19 protein-coding genes are annotated in these 20,451 nt (G+C 35.5%); 10 read left to right on the top strand and 9 right to left on the bottom strand.

Features of this window, described 5'->3' with window-relative positions; translation table 11 throughout:
* Positions 1-198: 198 nt before the first annotated feature.
* The 3 genes from J2772_RS01625 to J2772_RS01615 all read left to right on the top strand — a co-directional run bounded on the left by J2772_RS01625 (position 199) and on the right by J2772_RS01615 (position 4,699).
* Entirely contained in the window at positions 199-2,439 is a 2,241-nt protein-coding gene (locus J2772_RS01625) for a CocE/NonD family hydrolase (RefSeq protein ID WP_209912710.1), read from the top strand.
* 103 nt (positions 2,440-2,542) lie between these two features.
* Positions 2,543-4,213 carry an APC family permease gene (locus tag J2772_RS01620; protein WP_209912708.1) on the top strand — a complete coding sequence of 557 codons (1,671 nt, stop codon included), beginning with the start codon at positions 2,543-2,545 and terminating at the stop codon, positions 4,211-4,213.
* Between the two features lie 150 nt (positions 4,214-4,363).
* On the top strand, positions 4,364-4,699 hold the full coding sequence (locus J2772_RS01615) for a DUF962 domain-containing protein (RefSeq protein WP_209912706.1): 336 nt from the start codon (positions 4,364-4,366) through the stop codon (positions 4,697-4,699).
* Positions 4,700-5,014: 315 nt separating this feature from the next.
* Here J2772_RS01615 and J2772_RS01610 read toward each other — a convergent pair whose 3' ends face one another.
* The 3 genes from J2772_RS01610 to J2772_RS01600 are packed head-to-tail and all read right to left on the bottom strand — an operon-like array spanning position 5,015 to position 6,747.
* Positions 5,015-5,479 carry a hypothetical protein gene (locus J2772_RS01610; RefSeq protein ID WP_209912704.1) on the bottom strand — a complete coding sequence of 155 codons (465 nt, stop codon included), beginning with the start codon at positions 5,477-5,479 and terminating at the stop codon, positions 5,015-5,017.
* A gap of 9 nt (positions 5,480-5,488) precedes the next feature.
* Complete coding sequence (locus J2772_RS01605) at positions 5,489-5,941, bottom strand: lipocalin family protein (protein ID WP_209912702.1); 453 nt, start codon at positions 5,939-5,941, stop codon at positions 5,489-5,491.
* Positions 5,941-6,747 (bottom strand): hypothetical protein, encoded by an 807-nt coding sequence (locus J2772_RS01600; protein ID WP_209912700.1) that lies wholly within the window; start codon positions 6,745-6,747, stop codon positions 5,941-5,943. Before J2772_RS01600 ends, J2772_RS01605 begins: the two co-directional genes overlap by 1 nt.
* A gap of 293 nt (positions 6,748-7,040) precedes the next feature.
* On the opposite strand from J2772_RS01600, the gene J2772_RS24130 reads away from it, so the two are divergent.
* Entirely contained in the window at positions 7,041-7,655 is a 615-nt protein-coding gene (locus J2772_RS24130; RefSeq protein ID WP_245365058.1) for a DUF4377 domain-containing protein, read from the top strand.
* A 183-nt stretch (positions 7,656-7,838) separates the two neighbouring features.
* On the opposite strand, the gene J2772_RS01585 is transcribed toward J2772_RS24130, so the two are convergent.
* Positions 7,839-8,777 carry an SPFH domain-containing protein gene (locus J2772_RS01585; protein ID WP_209912697.1) on the bottom strand — a complete coding sequence of 313 codons (939 nt, stop codon included), beginning with the start codon at positions 8,775-8,777 and terminating at the stop codon, positions 7,839-7,841.
* 134 nt (positions 8,778-8,911) lie between these two features.
* Positions 8,912-10,267 (bottom strand): deoxyguanosinetriphosphate triphosphohydrolase, encoded by a 1,356-nt coding sequence (locus tag J2772_RS01580; protein ID WP_209913438.1) that lies wholly within the window; start codon positions 10,265-10,267, stop codon positions 8,912-8,914.
* A 157-nt stretch (positions 10,268-10,424) separates the two neighbouring features.
* On the opposite strand from J2772_RS01580, the gene J2772_RS01575 reads away from it, so the two are divergent.
* Complete coding sequence (locus J2772_RS01575) at positions 10,425-11,051, top strand: class I SAM-dependent methyltransferase (RefSeq protein ID WP_209912695.1); 627 nt, start codon at positions 10,425-10,427, stop codon at positions 11,049-11,051.
* Between the two features lie 253 nt (positions 11,052-11,304).
* On the opposite strand, the gene J2772_RS01570 is transcribed toward J2772_RS01575, so the two are convergent.
* A complete protein-coding gene (locus J2772_RS01570; protein ID WP_209913436.1) occupies positions 11,305-12,027 on the bottom strand; it encodes a LytR/AlgR family response regulator transcription factor in 723 nt (240 codons plus the stop codon).
* The gene (locus J2772_RS01565) at positions 12,027-13,103 is read right to left on the bottom strand and encodes a sensor histidine kinase (protein ID WP_209912693.1); all 1,077 of its coding nucleotides are present in this window, start codon (positions 13,101-13,103) and stop codon (positions 12,027-12,029) included. Before J2772_RS01565 ends, J2772_RS01570 begins: the two co-directional genes overlap by 1 nt.
* Before the next feature lie 198 nt (positions 13,104-13,301).
* On the opposite strand from J2772_RS01565, the gene J2772_RS01560 reads away from it, so the two are divergent.
* Positions 13,302-13,730: a hypothetical protein gene (locus J2772_RS01560; RefSeq protein ID WP_209912691.1), complete on the top strand. Its 429-nt coding sequence runs from the start codon at positions 13,302-13,304 to the stop codon at positions 13,728-13,730.
* Positions 13,731-13,790: 60 nt separating this feature from the next.
* Here J2772_RS01560 and J2772_RS01555 read toward each other — a convergent pair whose 3' ends face one another.
* A complete protein-coding gene (locus tag J2772_RS01555) occupies positions 13,791-14,126 on the bottom strand; it encodes a DMT family transporter (RefSeq protein ID WP_209912689.1) in 336 nt (111 codons plus the stop codon).
* A 984-nt stretch (positions 14,127-15,110) separates the two neighbouring features.
* On the opposite strand from J2772_RS01555, the gene J2772_RS01550 reads away from it, so the two are divergent.
* The 4 genes from J2772_RS01550 (at position 15,111) to J2772_RS01535 (ending at position 17,280) form a co-directional block, all read left to right on the top strand.
* Positions 15,111-15,830: an AAA family ATPase gene (locus J2772_RS01550; protein ID WP_209912687.1), complete on the top strand. Its 720-nt coding sequence runs from the start codon at positions 15,111-15,113 to the stop codon at positions 15,828-15,830.
* Positions 15,827-16,576: a YggS family pyridoxal phosphate-dependent enzyme gene (locus J2772_RS01545; protein ID WP_209912685.1), complete on the top strand. Its 750-nt coding sequence runs from the start codon at positions 15,827-15,829 to the stop codon at positions 16,574-16,576. The genes J2772_RS01550 and J2772_RS01545 overlap by 4 nt, the downstream gene beginning before the upstream one ends.
* A gap of 6 nt (positions 16,577-16,582) precedes the next feature.
* Positions 16,583-17,014 (top strand): hypothetical protein, encoded by a 432-nt coding sequence (locus J2772_RS01540; protein WP_209912683.1) that lies wholly within the window; start codon positions 16,583-16,585, stop codon positions 17,012-17,014.
* Between the two features lie 92 nt (positions 17,015-17,106).
* Positions 17,107-17,280, top strand: coding sequence for a hypothetical protein (locus J2772_RS01535; protein WP_165852266.1), 174 nt, complete (start codon positions 17,107-17,109; stop codon positions 17,278-17,280).
* 226 nt (positions 17,281-17,506) lie between these two features.
* Here J2772_RS01535 and gcvP read toward each other — a convergent pair whose 3' ends face one another.
* Positions 17,507-20,365, bottom strand: coding sequence for an aminomethyl-transferring glycine dehydrogenase (gcvP, locus tag J2772_RS01530; RefSeq protein ID WP_209912681.1), 2,859 nt, complete (start codon positions 20,363-20,365; stop codon positions 17,507-17,509).
* Positions 20,366-20,451 lie beyond the last annotated feature (86 nt).

Here is a 20,451-nt window from a genome sequence, read left to right as displayed (position 1 = left end):
TTTAAGCAAGTTTTAGCAGACTTAATACCGCAAAGCAGTGAATTCTTAACAGTAAAAACCATTTCACTATTGCATGATAAAAATTCTTACTTTAGTCTGGTAAAAATGTAAACAATTTTAGTAAACAGTTAACAAAATACATTTTGATCTGATACTTTCTCAACAGCAGCTAAAAACATACCATAAATACACTGTAACATGAAATTTAAGATACTTTTAGCATTAATTTTTGTCAACCTGATGCAGGCTCAAAAATTTTATTTCCCGAAAACAGCAGTCGCAGATTCTCTTATTTTGGAACAACAGATGCCTCAATTGGCTACCCAGGTGATTGCTAACCTTCAGACCGTGAAGCACAAACCTAAAAACGACGTAGATTTTTCAGATGCTCTTTTCCGCCTGCAGATGGTGGCTAAAGACTACAAAAAATCCATTCTGACCCTGGCCGAACATCGTAAACAGTTTGCAGACCATAATATGGCAGGATATAAATCTATGGGATACGAAGTCTATAGTATGGCAAAATTAACAGAAGCGGAAACGAAAACTTCATTTTCTAAAGCACTTCATATAGCATTTAATAAAAAATACGAAAGCCTGGATGAACATTTGCTTCCCAGAGTTGGGCTTGCCGTGAATGGTGATGCCAATAATTTCAGGAAGTTATTCAAAAAATTGCTGGATAAGCAAAAAGGAAAAGACAGTATAGACTACGTTTCGGCTTTGTCATTATGCAAAGCTTATTTAAACTATAAGACTTATTCCAGCATCCATCCTCAAATTATGCAGCTTTTGACTTTAAAGGATAAGGAAAAATTTACTACAGAAACGAGAGACCTTAAAACCAAGAATGGAAATACCCTTACCATAACCATCATCAGAAAAAAGGAAAATAAGTCTCCGCTTCCTGTTATTCTTACCAGTAATATTTATGCCGGAGAAATTGACCTTTTTTTCGGGAAAAGAGCAGCTGTTTACAATTATGTGGGAACAGTAGTTAATACCAGAGGCAAAAGGAACAGCAATGATGAGAACAATCCTTTTGAGCATGAATCACAGGATCTTTATGAAGTGATAGACTGGGTAAGCAAACAACCCTGGAGCAATGGCAAAGTGGGAATGATTGGAGGCAGCTATGTAGGATTCAGCCAATGGGCTGCTGTGAAGAACCTGCATCCGGCTTTAAAAACCATTGTACCACAAGTCTCTGTAGGGATCGGGATTGATTATCCTGCCCAGAATAATGTATTTATGAACTATATGCTGCAATGGATCCGGTATGTTACCAATAATAAATATACCGATGAGTCTGATTTCAGTAATGCTACAAAATGGGACTCTATTAATACGGCATGGTATAAAAGCGGAAAATCATTCAGAGCTTTGGATACTATCAGTGGTAAGCCCAGCAAAATATTCCAAAGATGGCTGGATCATCCGGGTTATGACCAATACTGGCAGAAAATAGTTCCTTATAGAGAGGAGTTTGCTAAAATCAATATTCCTATTCTCACCACTACCGGATATTATGATGATGACCAGATTGGGGCACTATATTATTACAGAGAACACCTTAAATACAATAAAAATGCAGAACATTATCTGGTAATGGGGCCTTATAATCATGGCGGAGCACAAAACTTTGGATTTACTTATGTGGAAGGAAACCCTATAGATCCGGCTGCGAGAATCAGTATTGATAATCTTGCTTTTTCCTGGTTCGATTATATTCTTAAAAATGGTAAGAAACCGGAAATTTTAAAAGACAAGGTTAATTTTCAGGTGATGAATACCAATGCATGGAAACATGTTCCCAATCTGGATAAAATGCACAGTTCCAGTCTTAAGTTTTATCTTCAGAACAGTAAAAACAATTCTTCTGTTTTTAATAAACCTACCCAACAAAGTTTTACACCACTTACTGTTGATCTCAAAAATAGAAGTGATAAAGACACCTATTATGCTGTAAGCAAAAAAGACAGTATTAAAACAACCAATTCCATTTATTTTGAAAGTGAAGTTTTGGATAAAGATCTTATCATCAGTGGAAATTTTTCCGGAGTATTCAATATTTCAATTAATAAAAAGGATGTGGACACCAATACTTATCTTTATCAAATAAGACCGGATGGAAAACTTATCTCTTTATCTTCTCATCTTGCAAGAGCCAGCTATTCTAAAGATAATGAAGTACGCCAGCTTCTCACTCCCAATACCATTGAACAGATTCCCATAAAAAACGCTTACGTTATGAGTAAAAAGATAGAAAAGGGAAGCAAATTACTCTTATTGGTGGGCGTTAACAAAACTCCGAACTGGCAGATTAATTATGGGACAGGTAAAGATGTAAGTGATGAAACGATAAAGGATGCCGGGGAACCGATGGAAATAAAATGGTATAACGACAGCTATGTGGAAATACCTGTTTATAAAGACTAAAGGCTTTCCGTTAAGTATTTTTATCTAATTGTTCTTAACGACTGTTAACATCAAAATAAAAAATCATTACATTTGTTTTTTTCAAATCAAATATAGTTATTGAATGAGTCAACTTTTTAGAAGGAAAGTCTATTCGGATACAGATACTTCAACAGGACTTTTAAGAGTTTTAGGTGTATGGGACATCGTATTTTTTGGTATTGCGGCCATTATAGGAGCTGGGAGTTTCAGCAGTTTGGGAGAAGCCGTTTTCAGAGGTGGCCCGGGTGTGATCCTTCTCTATTTGATTTGCGGCTTTGCCTGTGGTTTCACAGCTTTATGTTATGCTGAATTTGCCAGCAGAATTCCTACGGCAGGATCTGCCTATACGTATGCTTATGCCAGTTTCGGGGAATTAATTGCCTGGATCATCGGCTGGGCATTGATTATGGAATATTCTTTTGGAAATATTTACGTAGCTTTTTCATGGTCTGATTATTTCACCAGCTTTTTAGGACGTCTTGGAATGCATATTCCTGATTACCTGACCTGCAGTTATACGGAAGCCAGCAAAGCCATCAAGATGGGTTCAGAAAATAAAGAATTAATCAATGCATGGAATACCGCTCCACTGATTGGAAGTCTTAAGTTTATTGTAGATGTACCTGCTTTGGTCATCAATGGGTTAATTACATGGCTTTGTTATGTAGGAGTAAAGGAAAGTAAAAATTTCAATAACTCATTAGTTCTCTTAAAGTTAGGAGTAATTCTATTGGTTATCTTAGTTGGTTTCGCTTATATCAATACTGATAATTGGACACCAATAAGCCCTACAACAGGAACTCCATCCTTTATGCCGAATGGGTTTACAGGGGTTATGAGTGCCGTTTCAGGGGTTTTCTTTGCCTATATTGGTTTTGATGCCTTAAGTGTTCTTTCTGAAGAAACAAAGGATCCTCAAAAGACCTTGCCAAAAGGGATGATTATCTCTCTGGTATTATGTACTGTGATCTATATCGCCCTTACCCTGGTATTAACAGGGATGGTAGATTACAGAAAATTTGATGGTGTGGGAGACCCGCTTTCATTCATCTTTGAAAAAACAAATGCTAATGTAGCATGGATGGAACTGGTAGTTTCTTTCGTTGCGATTGTTGCCATCACTACTGTATTGTTGGTTTTCCAGATGGGACAGCCAAGAATCTGGTATGCCATGAGCCGTGATGGATTAATGCCTCAGAAGTTCCTTAAAATTCATCCAAAATACAAGACTCCATCTTTTGCAACCATCGTTACAGGGATTGTAGTAGGAATTCCTATCTTATTTACGGATAAAACATTCATCCTTGATTTCACAAGTATTGGAACCATCTTCGCGTTTGTTTTGGTTTGTGCCGGAGTTTTAACACTTCCGGCTAAAGAAAAAATAAAAGGCAGATTCCACCTTCCTTATATCAACGGTAAAATTATTTTCCCGGTTATTTTCATTGGTGGACTGATTACTTTCTACTACTGGCAACCTGAGTTTTTCCAAACGTTAATGAATTGGAGTGATCCTAAAGATGGTGAGTTCAGAGCCTCTATTTTCTTCTTTATTTTGATCAACCTAATCTTATGTGCGGTTACTTTTATCAAGAACCTTTCTCTTATTCCATTAATAGGATTAAGCTCTTGTTTATACCTCCTTACCGGAATGAGCCATGAGAACTGGTTCTGGTTTGGGATGTGGTTTATTATAGGTTTAGTGATCTATTTCGGATACGGATACAAAAACAGTAAACTGAATAAAGCTTAACAGCTATGAAATAGTTAAAACAATATATAAAATATTAAAAAAGGCAAAATGGAACTATTAACCATTTTGCCTTTTCTTTTTTATTCCTTAATTATAAAATCGGCAGCATTATTGCTTTAAATCCAAAAGAAATAACAAACTAATGCCGCTATGTCTGAAAGAATCAAAACATACAGTGAATTTTATCAGTTTTATCTTACGGAACACAGTAAAACAGGCACCCGAATTTTTCACTTTATCGGTACACTGCTTATATTTGTTGTGATAGGATATGTTATCAGTTCAGGAAAGGAAAGATTTCTATGGTATATTCCCATTGTGGGATATGGATTTGCATGGTTTAGCCACGCCGTTATCGAAAGAAATAAGCCTGCGACCTTTAAATATCCGCTGTGGTCATTAATTTCGGATTTCAAGCTTTTCTTTGAATTATTAATCGGCAGACAAAAGTTTAAAGGAATGAATAGCCCTATACAAAAACCTTAATTTCATTCCAAAACTCCTTGGCTTTGTATATAATTTTGCTAGACTCTTTAGTAGCTCAAATTTATATGTTTAGAATATCCCTGACCGTTATTTTAAACCATTAAGAAGAATTAAGGTGATAAGGATATTAAGATTAACTTCGCTTTAAGTAGTATAATGCCAATTACCTATTATGCTGTCTGCCATCATTCTGAATACAGACTGAAGGTCTGCGAACGTAGTTCAGAAGTGAAATGAAGAATCTCCTTTTACACCAGAGATTCCTCCTTCGTCGGAATGACAAATATCTCTTCGCCCAAATGCTCAACATTCAGATTAAATTTCTTCAGAGGAATTTGAATTTTTCGATGCAGTTACTTTCTTGATCCAATATCCTAAAGATGGAAGAATAAAGGATAATAAGACAGGCAATATCAGTGCAAAACCGCTTTTGTCCAACGTTACAATTAAAGGGAATAGATAGCCATTATATATGATTAAAGCCAAGGTAAAAATAAAACTATCATTCCCCGTTGAGAACAAATTAAAATCATTTCCAAACTGATCAAACACCCCAGACATTATAAAGAATAATATATTGACAAAAAACATCCAAAGAACCGATCTATAGTTTTTTTTCTGCTTTGCATTAAGATATCCTGCGAGGACTAAAAGCAGCGACATTATCGTAGAAATTATATACTCTGTAGGAGTAATATCTACCTCACTTCCACTTTTTCCAAAGAAATAAATGGCATACCCCAGTAAATTCAGGAGATAAATAACCGTAACATAATTCATAGGCTCATCTTAATATACAGATTCTACAATATCATAGTGAATGGTATTTAATATTTTTTCCAGCTTGGGATCTTTATCTTTAACCGGAACAGGAATATAACTTGAGAAAGTCAGTGTTTTATCTTTATTTACAGTTACCACAACTTCTTCCAGAATATTCTTATCATCCACATAAAACTGAATCCTGTTGTCTACAATCTTCCAGAAAGAAAGTCTTGGTTCTGATGGGGCGCAATCTTCCACCTTCCCTTCTGTATAGTTATACACTGCAAAACCATCTTCTCGTATAGCATAGTTACGCATCAGTCGGCAGTTGTTAAAGTCTTTAACCACTTTATTTTTCCCTTCGTAAAATCCGGATTCTTTTAACTTCCAGAATCCTATAACGTCTTCCTTCTTTAATTTCTGTGCACTTGCCAAAACGCTAAAAACCAAAGCAGAAAAAAACAGCAGTCTCTTCATTATTTTTTCTTTTTCTTTTTAATACCAGGGTTTTTGGGAGCTTTATCCATCTCTTCACCCACTTCAATAAGTCCCATAGACATCATTGAAGCCGGATCACCATGCTTCTCCCCTTCTTTCCAGGTTTCAAAAGCTTTTTCACGAAGTCCTAAAAGGTGATAGTAGGCTCCCAAAACATTATATCCTTCCATGTCTCCAAGATTGATTATTTTTTTGGAAAGTTCTATCAGCTCCGGATGAGGCTTCAGTTTTTTCTCTTTAATTTTTTCCAGATCACCGAAAAATCCCGGGGTATATTCCATCATCTTCAACCCAAATGCATTAAGACAAGCCTTAGCAAGCCCTTGATTACAAAAGTCATCACTAATTTTGGTGTAGTCATTTGTATTTGAAAACAGAGCATCCAACCCTGACATATTTTTCGTCTTATCATAATACCCTGCCAATAAAGCCGCTCTTTTCTGAGCTTCTGCAGGATTTACTCTGTTATTAACTTCCGTACTGTCTTTTTTACGAATCCAGACTCCGTTTTTCACCCAGTCTGAAATACCGATTAACTTATCTTTTTTAATTTTAAAAACAAATACGTCTTTATCCGGAATAACGATTAAGCTGTCATTTCTGGTAAAATAATAACTGCTTTTAAAACCATCCACTATTTTACCATTTCCATCAAAATTGAAACTTTTATAAAAAGTCTCATTTCCCTGTTCTTCAAAATATCCTTGCAATGCATTATCTACTTTTTGCCCCAATGCATTACCCATTATAGAAACAGTAGAAATTAATACTAATAATTTTTTCATCAATTTAAATTCTTTTTTACCTTCAAAATATAAACTCTAAAAACCTCAATCCTATTCCTTAAGTTTAGTCATAAAACTGAATACAATTCGGAGTCTTTTTTCTACCTATAATTTCTTGACCTCCCATATTTACAACCCCATCTTTCATTATATTAAATATATTATCTCTCTTGACTTCGTTTATTGGAGCCCTCAAATTAAATGATTAAAAAGCCAAAAAACAATACCTGAAATCCGCTAATTCAAGAAAATTTCGGCATGGTAATTGCGAGGTAAGGTCTAAAATCAAGTTTATGAAAAGTATAGCAACAATTCTAAAAGGGGCAGCGCCTGCATTAGCATTATTCGCAATGACGCAGTGTACAACAACAGCTGGAGTTTCTGCCGGAGATGAAAAAACGTTCATCGTAGGATCACAAACAGCAGACTGTACAGGAGTAGCTCCTATGAAATGTTTGCAAGTAAAAGAAAAGGCTTCAGAAGACTGGACAAATTTTTACACAAACATCGAAGGATTTACTTATGAACCAGGGTATGAATATGTTTTAAAGGTAAAAACAGAAAAAATTGCTAATCCGCCGGCAGATGCTTCTTCAATAAAATATACATTGATAAAGCAAGTTTCTAAAACAAAAAAAGAGGTTTCAGCAGCTGGTGAAAAAATACTTATAGTAGGAGCACAAACGGTAGACTGTTCTGCAGGAGCAGGTCGTATGAAGTGCCTACAGGTAAAAGAAAACGCTTCTGAAAACTGGAGTAATTTCTACAACAATATTGAAGGGTTCACTTATGAGCCGGGTTACGAATATGTTTTAAAAGTAAAAACAGAAAAGATCGCAAATCCCCCGGCAGATGCTTCCTCAATAAAATATACATTGGTTGAACAGGTTTCTAAAACCAAGAAATAAAAACAAAAAGCTTCAGAAATTTCTGAAGCTTTTTTATTTTATTGTTGGGAGCTTGAAGATGGAAGCTGGAAGTTATATTAGGAAAGTAAACTTTCATTAGTCTTATAAACTAATTAAAAAAATTTTACTTCCTCTTTTTACTAGCATAACTTCCAGCTTCCAGCCTCCCTACTTCCATTCTTATTAATATCCTGATTCTTTTTGTGGTGGCTCAGGGTACTTTCCTTTGCTTGCTTCTCCTACTGTATTGGCTGTTGTCATTGCTACAACAAGGTCATTCAGCATACTGCTGGCCGCCGTTGGGGAATTGGGAAGAAGAACAAGATTACTTCTGTTACTTGCTCCTACGGAATGCAGGGTATCATAATGCTGTGTCACCACAATAAGAGCTGATGCTTCGTGAGAATTGATTTCTACATTATTCAGCATCCTTACTGATTCTTCAAGTCCTTTTGCAATTTCTCTTCTTTGATCGGCAATCCCCTGCCCTTGTAACTTTTTGGATTCAGCTTCTGCTTTAGCAACAGCAACAATTCTGATTCTTTGTGCTTCGGATTCATATTCTGCCGCTGTTTTTTCTCTTTCTGCCGCGTTGATTCTGTTCATAGCATGTTTTACCTGCTCATCCGGATCAATATCCGTTACCAAAGCTTTGATAATATCATATCCGTAGCTGTTCATCGCTTCCTGAAGCTCACTTTTTACGGCTACTGCAATATCATCTTTTCTCACAAAAACGTCATCCAGTTTCATCTTCGGAACTTCTGCACGCACAACATCAAAGACAAAAGAGGTAATTTGATTTTCCGGATTCTCCAAACGGTAATAGGCATCTCCTACCTGGTTTCTGATGACCTGATACTGAACGGAAATCTTCATCTTGATGAATACGTTATCCAGTGTTTTGGTATCAATCATTACATCCAGCTGCTGAATTCTAAGGTTTAACCTTTTCGCGATCTGATCTATAATGGGAAGCTTCAGATGAAGCCCGGAATGCTTAACTCCCTGGAATTTTCCAAAACGTTCAATGATTACTGCCGTCTCCTGTTTAACTACAAAAAACGATGCAAATAAAATAATAAGCCCGAAAATAATAACGGGAGCCAGAAAAATACCCATAGTTTAGTTTTTAGTATTGATTCTTATAAAGATAGAAATAATATTTAAACTAGGGAAGATTTACAGGGAAGGAAGTTTGAGGCTGGAAGCTGGAAGTTATTGAGGTCAGAAAAGTAACTTCCAGCCTTGTAGAATTATACCGTCATTCCGATATCAATTCCTTTAATTTTTCTATAAAGATCGGTGGCATAGTTATCGGTCATTCCGGAAACAAAATCTATGATTCCTAATACTTTTTGATAATCTGTCCCATTTTCATAGACAAACTGCCTTGGAAGTAATTTTAAAGCTTTTTTATCATAAGATTTTCTCTCCTCTTCCGGTTTCAGAATGGAAGGAATGAAATGATCCAATAATTCATACATTACATTGTATCCTGCATTCTCAATTTCAACTACAGCTTTATGGTTGTAAATCTTTTCGATAGAGAATGATTCTATATCCTGTAAAGCATTGTTTTCTTTTTTATAGATATCAAGTAAACCGTTATCAAGATTTCCCTCAAGAATTGTTTCAAAGTTATATTTATACATCTCAATCGACTTATTGATCAAGGCATTGATTACTTTCGCTCTTAAGTAAGAAATTTGCTCGTTTTCATTAGAGATAGAGCTTAACTTTGTCTCAATTCTTTTAACATCATCAGTCTCGGATTTCACCAATTCGAAAAATAAATTCTTACAATCTGCAGTGGATACGATTCCCAATCTGTGGGCATCCTCCATATCAATAATATTATAGCAGATATCATCGGCAGCTTCTACCAGCCATACAAAAGGGTGTCTTTTGAAGATATGTGGTTCTTCGCTTTCGGAGATAAGTTGGGTTCCTTTTGCAATTTCAAGGAAGATGTCTTTTTCATTCTGGAAAAATCCGAATTTTTTACGATGGATGATTCCTTTTTTCTTTGCTACGGCTTCACACGGATATTTTGCAATACTCGCCAAAGTAGAAAAGGTAAGCTGAATTCCTCCCGCATCTTTTCCCTGCTGTTGCTGTGCCAATACTCTGATGGCATTGGCATTTCCTTCAAAATTAACCAGATCTGCCCATTCTTTTTCATTGAACTTGGACTTCAGGTCTTTTTCGTTTCTTTCAAAATAGCTTGCAATAGCATCTTCTCCTGAATGTCCGAAAGCCGGATTTCCTACATCATGGCAAAGACATGCCGCAGCAATTACATTTCCTAAATTATACAGATAAAAATTCTTTGAATCTTCAGTAAGTTCATTTTTATAGTCCTCAGCAATAAATTCACCAATAATACTTCCTAAACTTCTTCCCACAGATGATACTTCCAGAGAATGTGTCAGCCTGTTATGAACAAAAACACTTCCGGGAAGAGGGAAAACCTGAGTTTTATTCTGCAGTCTTCTGAATGCAGAAGAGAAGATAATTCTGTCGAAATCCCTTTGAAAATCAGTTCTTGAAGCTTTAGTATTTGGATTGTTTCCTGTACGTTGATTGGTGAAAATCTGGTTTAAATTCATCATTTTTCAAAATTACTCCAAATTTTAATTGTATGGAATAGTATTTAGAGATTTCTTAAGCAGACATTATCATTCAAAAAATCTATTACCATCAGAGTTTTTTCCGTTAGTTAATACAGATAAAACATCCTACATTTGATAAAAATAAAACTATAAAATGAAAGACAGCACATGGCTTGACAAATGGAATGAAAGGTACACCCAAGAAGAGTTTGTATATGGAACAGCACCCAATAATTATCTGGAAGAGCAGCTCAAAAAATTAAATCCCGGCACCATTCTGTTTCCTGCTGATGGTGAAGGAAGAAATTCTATTTATGCTGCATTACATGGCTGGAAGGTTTCATCTTTTGACATTAGTGAACAAGGCAGACAAAAAGCTTTACAATTGGCAGAGCAGAACAATGTAAAAATCGATTATCAGGTTGGTGAACTCCAGACATTAGGCTATCATAAACAGCAGTTTGATGTAATTGCTCTTATCTACGCTCATTTTCCTGCAGACATTAAATCATCCATACATCAAATGCTGGATCAGTATCTTCGTAAAGGTGGATTTATTATTTTCGAAGCTTTCAGTAAAAAGCATCTTGATTATGTCACGAAAAATGAAAAAGTAGGCGGCCCAAAAGATATAGAATCTTTATTTTCTATAGAAGAAATTAAGGCAGATTTCCCTAATTATTCTATTATGGAACTTCAAGAGGCAGAAATTGAGCTTCAGGAAGGTTTATTTCATAACGGAACGGGTTCCGTGATCCGTTTTGTGGGGCAAAAACAATAGAGATACCAACAAGTTTTGTCATTCTGTAAGAATCTATATTTTTTAAATATATTATTGAGATTCCTACGGAATGACAATTGGACCGAATATATTTTTATTTTAAGTTTCGAGCAGGCTAAAGCCCATTCCTATTGATACAGCCAACCCAATATTGAAGTCTATCAGCAATATCATTCATCATTCATCATTCATCATTCATCATTCATCATTCATCATTCATCATTCATCATTCATCATTCATTACTTATGAAAATCAGTCTGCCCCTAAAAGGCCATCAGTATATTTTGTAAAGAACTCGGCTTTATATACTTCTCCGATAGGAATTTCTGCTTCTTCAATGTATATATTATGGTTATCAAATGAATCAATATAGTCAGCATTCACTACATACGATTTACTTACTCTGATAAAATTCTCTCCTGAAATTCTCTGATGAATTGTCTTCAGATTCATTGCTGTAATAAGCTTCTGCTGTCTGGTATGAATCACTACATAATCTTTCAGCCCTTCTATAAATTTAATATCTGAAAAACCGATCTTATAAAATCTTCGGTCTGCTTTAATGAATAAAAAATCGGCAGTGTTAGATTCTACGGTATTCTTTATGGTATTATTAGATAAAAGTTCGGTGTATAAGATGGCTTTATTGATAGCTTTTTCAAGCCTTTGCGGATCAATTGGTTTTAAAAGGTAGTCTACCGCTTCCAGTTCATAGCTTTTCAAAGCATATTGAGAATAAGCTGTAGTAAAGATAATCAGAGATTTTTTGGGAAGCATTTCTGCAAATTCAAGCCCTGTCACCATAGGCATTTCTATATCAAGGAAAATAAGATCCACATTATTATCCTTAAGAAAATCCAGCGCAGAAGGAGCATTGGAAAATTCACCCAGAATATCAATCTTTGATGTTTCACTGATCAGCGAACGCATTTCGGCTCTTGCCAAAGGTTCATCATCAACTATAATACAATTCATCATACAGGAATTTTTAAATGGACGGTATATTCTTTAGATTCCGAAGTTATTTTTAAGTCAAAAGTACCATGGTAAAGAAGTTCTAGTCTTCTGGTAATATTGGCAAGCCCAAGTCCGCTGTTCTTTTTATCTGTAATAAGATAGTCCGGATTCCGGGAATTGATACATTTAAAATAGAGGTTCTGACCTTCAATACTAATGTTTATTTTCACATATGATTCTTTACCACTAATATCAACACTGTGTTTTACTGCATTTTCTACAAAAGTCGTAAACAGGTTTGGGGGAATAAATGTTGTGTTAATTGTTCTGCTGTCAGCTTCTGTCTGAATATCAAAAGTGAAATTTTCACGTCTTATTTTTTCTAGGTTTAAAAAATTAGAAAGAAAATCAATTTCTGAGGTTAACAATGTTTTCTCTGCACTGTTTTCATAAAGCTGATACCTGAGAAACTCTGAAAGCTTGACAATCACCACAGAAGCTTTTGCAGGATCCGTTCTGATGAGCGCTTTTACATTATTCAGCATATTGAAAAGAAAGTGAGGGTTGATCTGGTTTCTAAGCTCGTTCAGTTCCATTTGCATGGTCAGATTACTCAGCTCATTGATTCTTTGATTATCCTTAATCCATTTCTGCAGCAGCTTAACTGTAGTGGTGGTAAAGATAATAGGAATACACATCAATACTCCTTCATAAACACTTCCTTTTTCGGTATCCCTGGGAATGTTTTCAACCCTGAAATCGGCAAAAACCGATCTGAAGCCAAACCCTATCATATTAATCCCTATTACTCCCATCATGATGAGAAGTACCAGATAGGCAATATATCGTGTAGTAAAGAAAAGCCTCGGCACCAGAATATAAATATTAATATAGATCATGGTAATCAGTATCGAATACACAAAGAGCAATACATACAGCTGATGTACTCCTGAAAACCCCTGCCAGAATCTGGCACTGTACAGCCAAAGGAAAAATGATATAAGAAACAACAGGTGTCTGGCATATTTGTAACGATTTTCCACCAGAAAATCCATTGCGAATGTTTCTTTAAATTGCCATAGCCTATATTTCATATTCTTGGGTTAATATATAATACAAAAATAGGTAATCCCTTAACTTATGCCTATAATATTATACAAAACCCAAATTTTATTATACCAATTATACATTCTCTACCTGATTGGATTTCGTATAAAATACCGGCGGTTTTGTATAAAAATAAATTTACGCATCGGTATTCTGTCTTTCTTTGCCCTGTTTAATTAATGCATATGGAATTAGCCGTTTTTCAGGAATTCACTGAAGAGATCACATCAGAATGTTTTTTTATGACAGAATCCCAACAGGAAGAAAAGGTAATACAACTCATCGATCTTCATCACTTTATAGAATGTTTTGATCTGAATATCAAAATCCTCAACTACATCCAACATCCTATTAATATTATAGAACAAAACGGAATAAAAAAAGGAATTCTGTTTTACAATCTGAAACATTCATCTTTCATAGAGTGCAATACCTCCGAAGAGTTTAAAAGAAGACATGAACTGGCTGAGCTTTGGTTTGTATTTGTAGAAGAAGACACAGTAACCAACACCACTCATCATACAGATTTTATTATCGAAAACAGTCTGGAAATTTTTTATGATAACATTTTTCTGTTTCAGTTTTTCCAGTCTGACATACAGAGGTTAAAATAAGTAATGCTATGGAAATAGTGGGGATAACTGATAAATGGTTTTAAACACCTTCATCAGATATTAATGAGTGCCCATTTTTGAAAACACATTAATTACAATGACTCCGATAATAATCAGTGCAATTCCAATAATGGCAGGCAGATCCGGAACCTGCTTGAATGCCACCACTCCAATTATGGTGATGAAAACGATTCCAATTCCAGACCAGATAGCGTACGTAATTCCAACCGGAATCTGACGAAGGCTCAGACTTAAAAAATAAAAAGCGCAGGCATATCCTATTACCGTAACCACGGATGGCCACAGTTTGGAAAACTCTTCTGATTTTTTCAGAAAGGTTGTGGCTATGATTTCAAATACAATGGCCAAAGCCAGAAAAAGATAACTGCGTCCCATAAAGTATTATTTAAGCAAAAATAACAAAACCTCCCCCCTGTTCCCAAAAAAGTTTCCTCACAACTTCTTTGTTTCCTTCTTTAATCTCATGGAACTGACAAAGAAAAGCTATTTTTACTATTCTGACATACCAAGGATGTCATAGAATTTGACAACTGACAAAAATACTCAACACAAAAATCAATGATAAAAATAAATTTTCTTAATATAAAAATCGGATTCACGCTGAAATTTCACACCTCTAATTATCCCTCCATAGTAGTATTATGCATCGCATTATTTATTGTTTGTTTTATCAAGTCCAATATATAAGTCTGCAAACAGTTAACATTTTTACATTTTTTTAAAGACAGAACAACAAATGTATCAATAAATTCACAATAACACATTAACAAAATGTAAACAAAAAATTTCTTAAAATTTAACAAAACCCTATATAACACACTGATATACATCATAGTGATTTACTTTGGCACGTGATTTGAAAGCTGTAATATTGCAATTGAAAGATTGATAAAAAAAAGTCAAATAATTAAAAATAATACAAAATGGTAACTTATATCGGTATCGCAACATGTTTAGTAGTATTCTCATCATATTTCATGACAGTAAGAAGAGAAAGAAACTAATCATTAAAATCAAGAAGCCTATAGCAAAACTATACTAATTATATTGTTTTATGTTTTTACTCTGAGAAATCAGATCGCTCTTTTACCAATAGGGTAAAAGGGCCCAAAAACATAAACAAAAAGATCTTAGTTTCATAACAAATTTTAATATCCAAATGATAAATCCGAGCATTAGTTCGGGTTTATTTTTTTATAATAATACCCATGAAAAAAGATAATTGCTATACTCAACTCTTACTCATCATTAATTGACCATTACCCTTCTCTGGCCTACCCATTTATTCTCAATCAGGATACTTTGCGCCATGTAATAAAGCCTTATCTTTGTTAGACTCAAGAACCATTAATAATCATCATGAATCTGTACAACCTTATTATCCATGATAAAGAACAAGTAAGCCTTAACGATGTATTTCTCAATAAAAGCAACAGAGATCAGCTTGTACAGCTTATTAAGGAACATACCTACAGCAAAGAACTTCAGGAATATGGTCTCCCGGTGAATCATAAGATCCTTCTTCAGGGCAGCTCAGGATGCGGAAAAACAATGACAGCAAAAGCCATTGCCAATGCACTTGGAAAAAGTATTATCATTCTCAATTTAAGCAATATTGTTTCTTCCAGAATTGGTGAAACTTCCCAGAATATTAAAATGATTTTTGATAAGGCAGCCAGAGAAAGATCTGTTCTCTTCCTTGATGAGCTGGACCAGATTGGAAAAGCAAGAGGAAGCGATGATAAAGATGTTGGTGAAATGAGAAGACTAGTGAATACTTTACTTCAGCTTATTGATTATTATCCCGAAAACGCCCTTTTACTGTGTGCTACCAATCATCCGGAGATTATTGATACTGCTCTGCTGAGACGTTTTCAACTGAGGATCAATTACGAAATGCCTTCTGCTGAGTTTCTGGATACCTTCTACGACACACTGCTTAGCCAATTTCCAGAGGATATGAGAACCATTGAAAGGAAATATTCTATTTCTTTTGCAGAAGCTAAAGACCATGCGTTAACAGCCGTAAAAACAGCGTTAATAAAAAAACTGGAGGCCCAAGAAATCATCCCATCATGAAAGACGATATCCTTCACAACCTGAAAATCATCAATACCAGAATCCAAAACGCCTGCGAAAAAGCAGGAAGAAATTCTGATGAAGTTAAACTTTTACTGGCCACTAAAACTGTTTCAGCAGAACGTATTAAAATCGCTCTGGAAAACGGTCAGACCTTAATTGCAGAGAATAAAGTTCAGGAGCTGAAGGAGAAATATGAAGAACTGAAGGAAAATCCACACAACAATCACTTTATTGGTCATCTTCAAACCAATAAAATCAAAGATATTCTAAAATATGATGTCACCTGTGTTCAGTCGCTGGATCGTTTAGAACTGGCGGAGAAACTACACCAAAGACTTTCTGCAGAGAACAGAACTCTTGAAGTTTTAATTCAGGTAAATACCTCCAATGAGGAAAGTAAATTCGGAGTATCTCCAAATGATGCTATAGAATTAACCCGGAAGGTTTCCAAATTCCCTACATTAAAAATAAAAGGTTTGATGACTATCGGTTTACTCAGTGCAGAAAAGGAAAAGGTAAGACTATGTTTTAAAATCCTCAAAAACCTAAAGCAGGAAATCATCCTTGAAAATATTCCCAATGTAGAAATGAATGAACTTTCCATGGGAATGAGCGGAGATCTTGAAACTGCTATTGAAGAAGGAGCTACTATTGTACGTGTTGGAACCGCTGTATTTGGTGCAAGAATCTATCCGGACAGTTACTATTGGAATGAAGGAAACAATGATAAGAGTAAAAAATAACGAAATATGTTCTATACATTTAAAATAAAAATAAAAGAGGGAGTGACTGCAAAAAATATCACTGATGCTGCATGCGATTCATTTATGGAAAGAGAGGTGAATGATATAGATATTCATGACAACATAGTTACAGGAAAAGACAGTCTTATTAAACTCGATTTTTCAAAAAGATCTCCCCTGATACTATCGCCCGGCAAAGAATATTTTATTTATAATGAAAGTGCAAAAATACTAACTTATAAGGTTGAAACCTTTTATCCTATCCTATTTAACCTGATATACGCAGGGATTCTTTTCCTAATTTTATATTTCTTCACTCAACATTTGATCATAGAACTTGTAATTCCCGGCTTATTTTTTATTATTCTTACCACTGTCGATTATTTCCAGCACCAGGCAGTCATTACTAAAATCTCCCGGAAAATAAATGAAAACTGAATGTAGCTGCTCCTAAAAACCACTTTACATATAGTCCACAAAATCGGTATACTTTTTGATTAAAAAACATTAATAACCAAACAAATGCAATTATGATTAGAAAATTACTATCGAGCTGTCTGTTGTTGACAGTATTATTCTTTTATTCATGTGAAAAAGAAAACACACAGATGAAAAGTGGAATCTCCATTGAAACCATTTCAATGATAACCGTACTTACTATGGGCGTAGCTATTTTGGTGGCTTACAGCTATAAGAGAAGATAACAGGATAAATATAACACAAAGAGCCTCTCAAAATTTTGAGAGGCTTTTTTATTTAGTTTGGCCTTATATAAAGTTACAGGAAAGTATTTAGTTTAGTTATTGAAAGTGCTTCGCTTTGCTTACCATAACAACTAATGCTCCAAAATCTCCTGACTTTGCAGAATTAAAAAACAACAAATCCCTCTCATTGCTGAAAGGGATTTGGTATATCTAGAAAAAACTCTGATTACATATAAGCTTCAATTGGCTCACAAGTACATACTAAGTTTCTGTCTCCGTAAGCTTCATCTACTCTTGATACTGAAGCAAAGAATTTGTGGTCTCTTACCCACTCTAGCGGATAAGCAGCTTTTTCTCTGCTGTATGGTTTATCCCAAGAATCAGAGATTACCAATTGTTCTGTGTGAGGAGCGTTTTTCAATACGTTGTTTGCCGGATCAGCCTGCCCGTTTGCAATCTCATCAATTTCATGCTTGATAGCAATTAAAGCTTCTGCAAAACGATCAATTTCAGATTTGCTTTCAGATTCTGTAGGCTCAATCATTAATGTTCCTGCCACTGGGAAAGAAACGGTAGGAGCATGGAATCCATAGTCCATTAATCTCTTCGCTACATCAGCCACTTCAATTCCTAAAGATTTGAACTGACGGAAATCTACGATACATTCGTGAGCCACTCTTCCGTTTTCGTTTGAATATAAAATTGGGAAATGCTCAGCTAAAATTTCTTTAAGGTAGTTAGCATTCATGATCGCGTGACCTGTAGCTTTTTTCAATCCATCTGTTCCTAACATCTTGATGTATGCATAAGAAATGTTTAGGATCAATCCTGAACCGTAAGGTGCAGCTGAAATACCTTCAATCGCTTCTTTAGTTCCGATTTTGATGTTTGCATTGGATGGAAGGAATGGCACCAAGTGTTTAGCCACACAGATTGGACCTACTCCAGGACCTCCACCTCCGTGAGGAATTGCAAAAGTTTTGTGAAGGTTCAAGTGACAAACGTCTGCTCCGATGTTTCCTGGACTTGTAAATCCTACCTGAGCATTCATGTTGGCACCATCCATATATACTTGTCCTCCGTGTTCGTGGATAAGGTTAGTAATTTCCTTGATGTTAGCATCAAAGAATCCGTAAGTGGACGGATATGTAATCATTACAGCAGATAAGTTTGCTGAATGTAATTCTGTTTTAGCTTTTAGATCTTCAAAGTCGATTTCCCCGTTTTCAAGGTTTTTAACAACTACAATTTTCATTCCTGCCATAGCAGCAGAAGCTGGGTTTGTTCCGTGTGCAGACTGAGGAATCAATACTACATTTCTGTGGTGATCTCCTCTTGAAATATGGTATTCTCTGATGACCATCAATCCTGCATATTCTCCCTGAGCTCCGGAGTTTGGCTGTAATGAAGTCCCAGCGAAACCAGTGATTGTTGCAAGATCTTTTTCAAGCTCTGCAATCATTTGCTGATATCCTCCAGCCTGATCTACCGGTACAAATGGATGTACACTACCCCAATCTGCCCATGAAAGCGGAAGCATTTGAGTAGCAGCATTTAATTTCATCGTACAAGATCCTAAAGAGATCATTGAGTGTGTCAATGATAAATCTTTTCTCTCAAGACGCTTGATATAACGCATCAATTCTGTTTCCGTATGGTATTTGTTGAATACTTCTTCTGTAAGAATCTGATCCTTTCTAAGGTTTTCTTCAGGAATACTGTATCCTTCTTTGATTTCTAATTTGAAAGTCTGTTTGTCTTTGAACTGAGCGAAAGAAGCCATCAGATAGTTTAATTTCTCCAATGTAGTACTTTCGTTGATTGCAATACTTACAACCCCTTCTGTGAAGTAGTTAAGGTTAAGTCTGTGATCCTGCATCATTCTCATCAGTCTTCCTTTCTCTTCTTCAGGCATTGTGATTTTCACCGTATCGAAGATAGGCTCTTCTACTACCTGATATCCTAATGCTGCAAGCCCTCCTTTCAAAGCATTTGCTTTAAAGTGAATTTGATCAGCAATATAGTTCAATCCTTTTGGACCATGATAAACAGCATACATACCAGCCATTACTGCTAAAAGAACCTGAGCAGTACAGATATTGGAAGTTGCCTTCTCTCTCTTGATGTGCTGTTCTCTTGTCTGTAACGCCATTCTTAATGCACGTTTCCCATACATATCCTGAGAAACTCCAATGATTCTTCCAGGAATGTCTCTCTTATATTCCTCTCTACAAGCAAAGAATGCTGCGTGAGGCCCTCCGTATCCTAATGGAATACCAAATCTTTGTGAAGTACCTACTGCGCAGTCAGCACCCATTTCAGCCGGTGATTTCAATTTCACCAATGCCATTGGATCACAAGCTACAGCTACCTGAAGGTCTAATTTTTTATATTCTACGATGTTTTCAGTATAGTCCAGAACAATTCCATTTTTACCGGGATATTGTAATAAAACACCATAATAAGATGCATCAAATGCATGAGTCTTATGGTCTCCTACAACAACTTCAATTCCTAATCCTTCGGCCTTAGTTTTCAACACAGAGATTGTTTGAGGCAATACAAGGTCAGAGATAAAGAATTTATTCGCTTCTCCTTTCTTTTGATCTTTAGTTCTGTTATTGAAGAACATGTGCATTGCTTCAGCAGCAGCAGTAGATTCATCCAATAAAGAAGCATTAGCAAGACCAAAACCTGTAAGATCACACACTACAGTCTGGAAATTAAGAAGAGCTTCTAATCTTCCTTGTGCAATTTCAGCCTGATAAGGAGTATATGCAGTATACCAGCTTGGATTTTCAAAGATATTTCTCTGAATCGCTGATGGTAAAAGTGTATTGTGGTATCCAAAACCGATATAACTTGTATAATCGGTATTTTTTGATGCCAACTCCTTAGAGTGGTTTAGCATTTCGTATTCCGAAAGTGCATCTGAGATCTCAAGATCTTTTTCTAAACGGATAGAAGAAGGAATGGTCTGAGAAATTAACTCTTCAATACTAGAAACGCCAAGTTTTTCCAACATCGCCTGTTTATCGGCTTCATTTAGGGAAATGTGACGGCTCACAAACTGTTCTGTATTCATTTTTATTTATTAGATTTTGTTTGTAAAAAGATGGGTAAAATTACAATTTTTTACACGATTGTACAACAGCTAAAATTCCAGATAAG

The organism is Chryseobacterium jejuense (genome assembly GCF_017877355.1).
GTDB classification, from domain to species: Bacteria; Bacteroidota; Bacteroidia; order Flavobacteriales; family Weeksellaceae; genus Chryseobacterium; species Chryseobacterium jejuense_A.
Note: the sequence above shows the minus strand (reverse complement) of the source record. Positions and strands in the feature narration are given on the sequence as shown.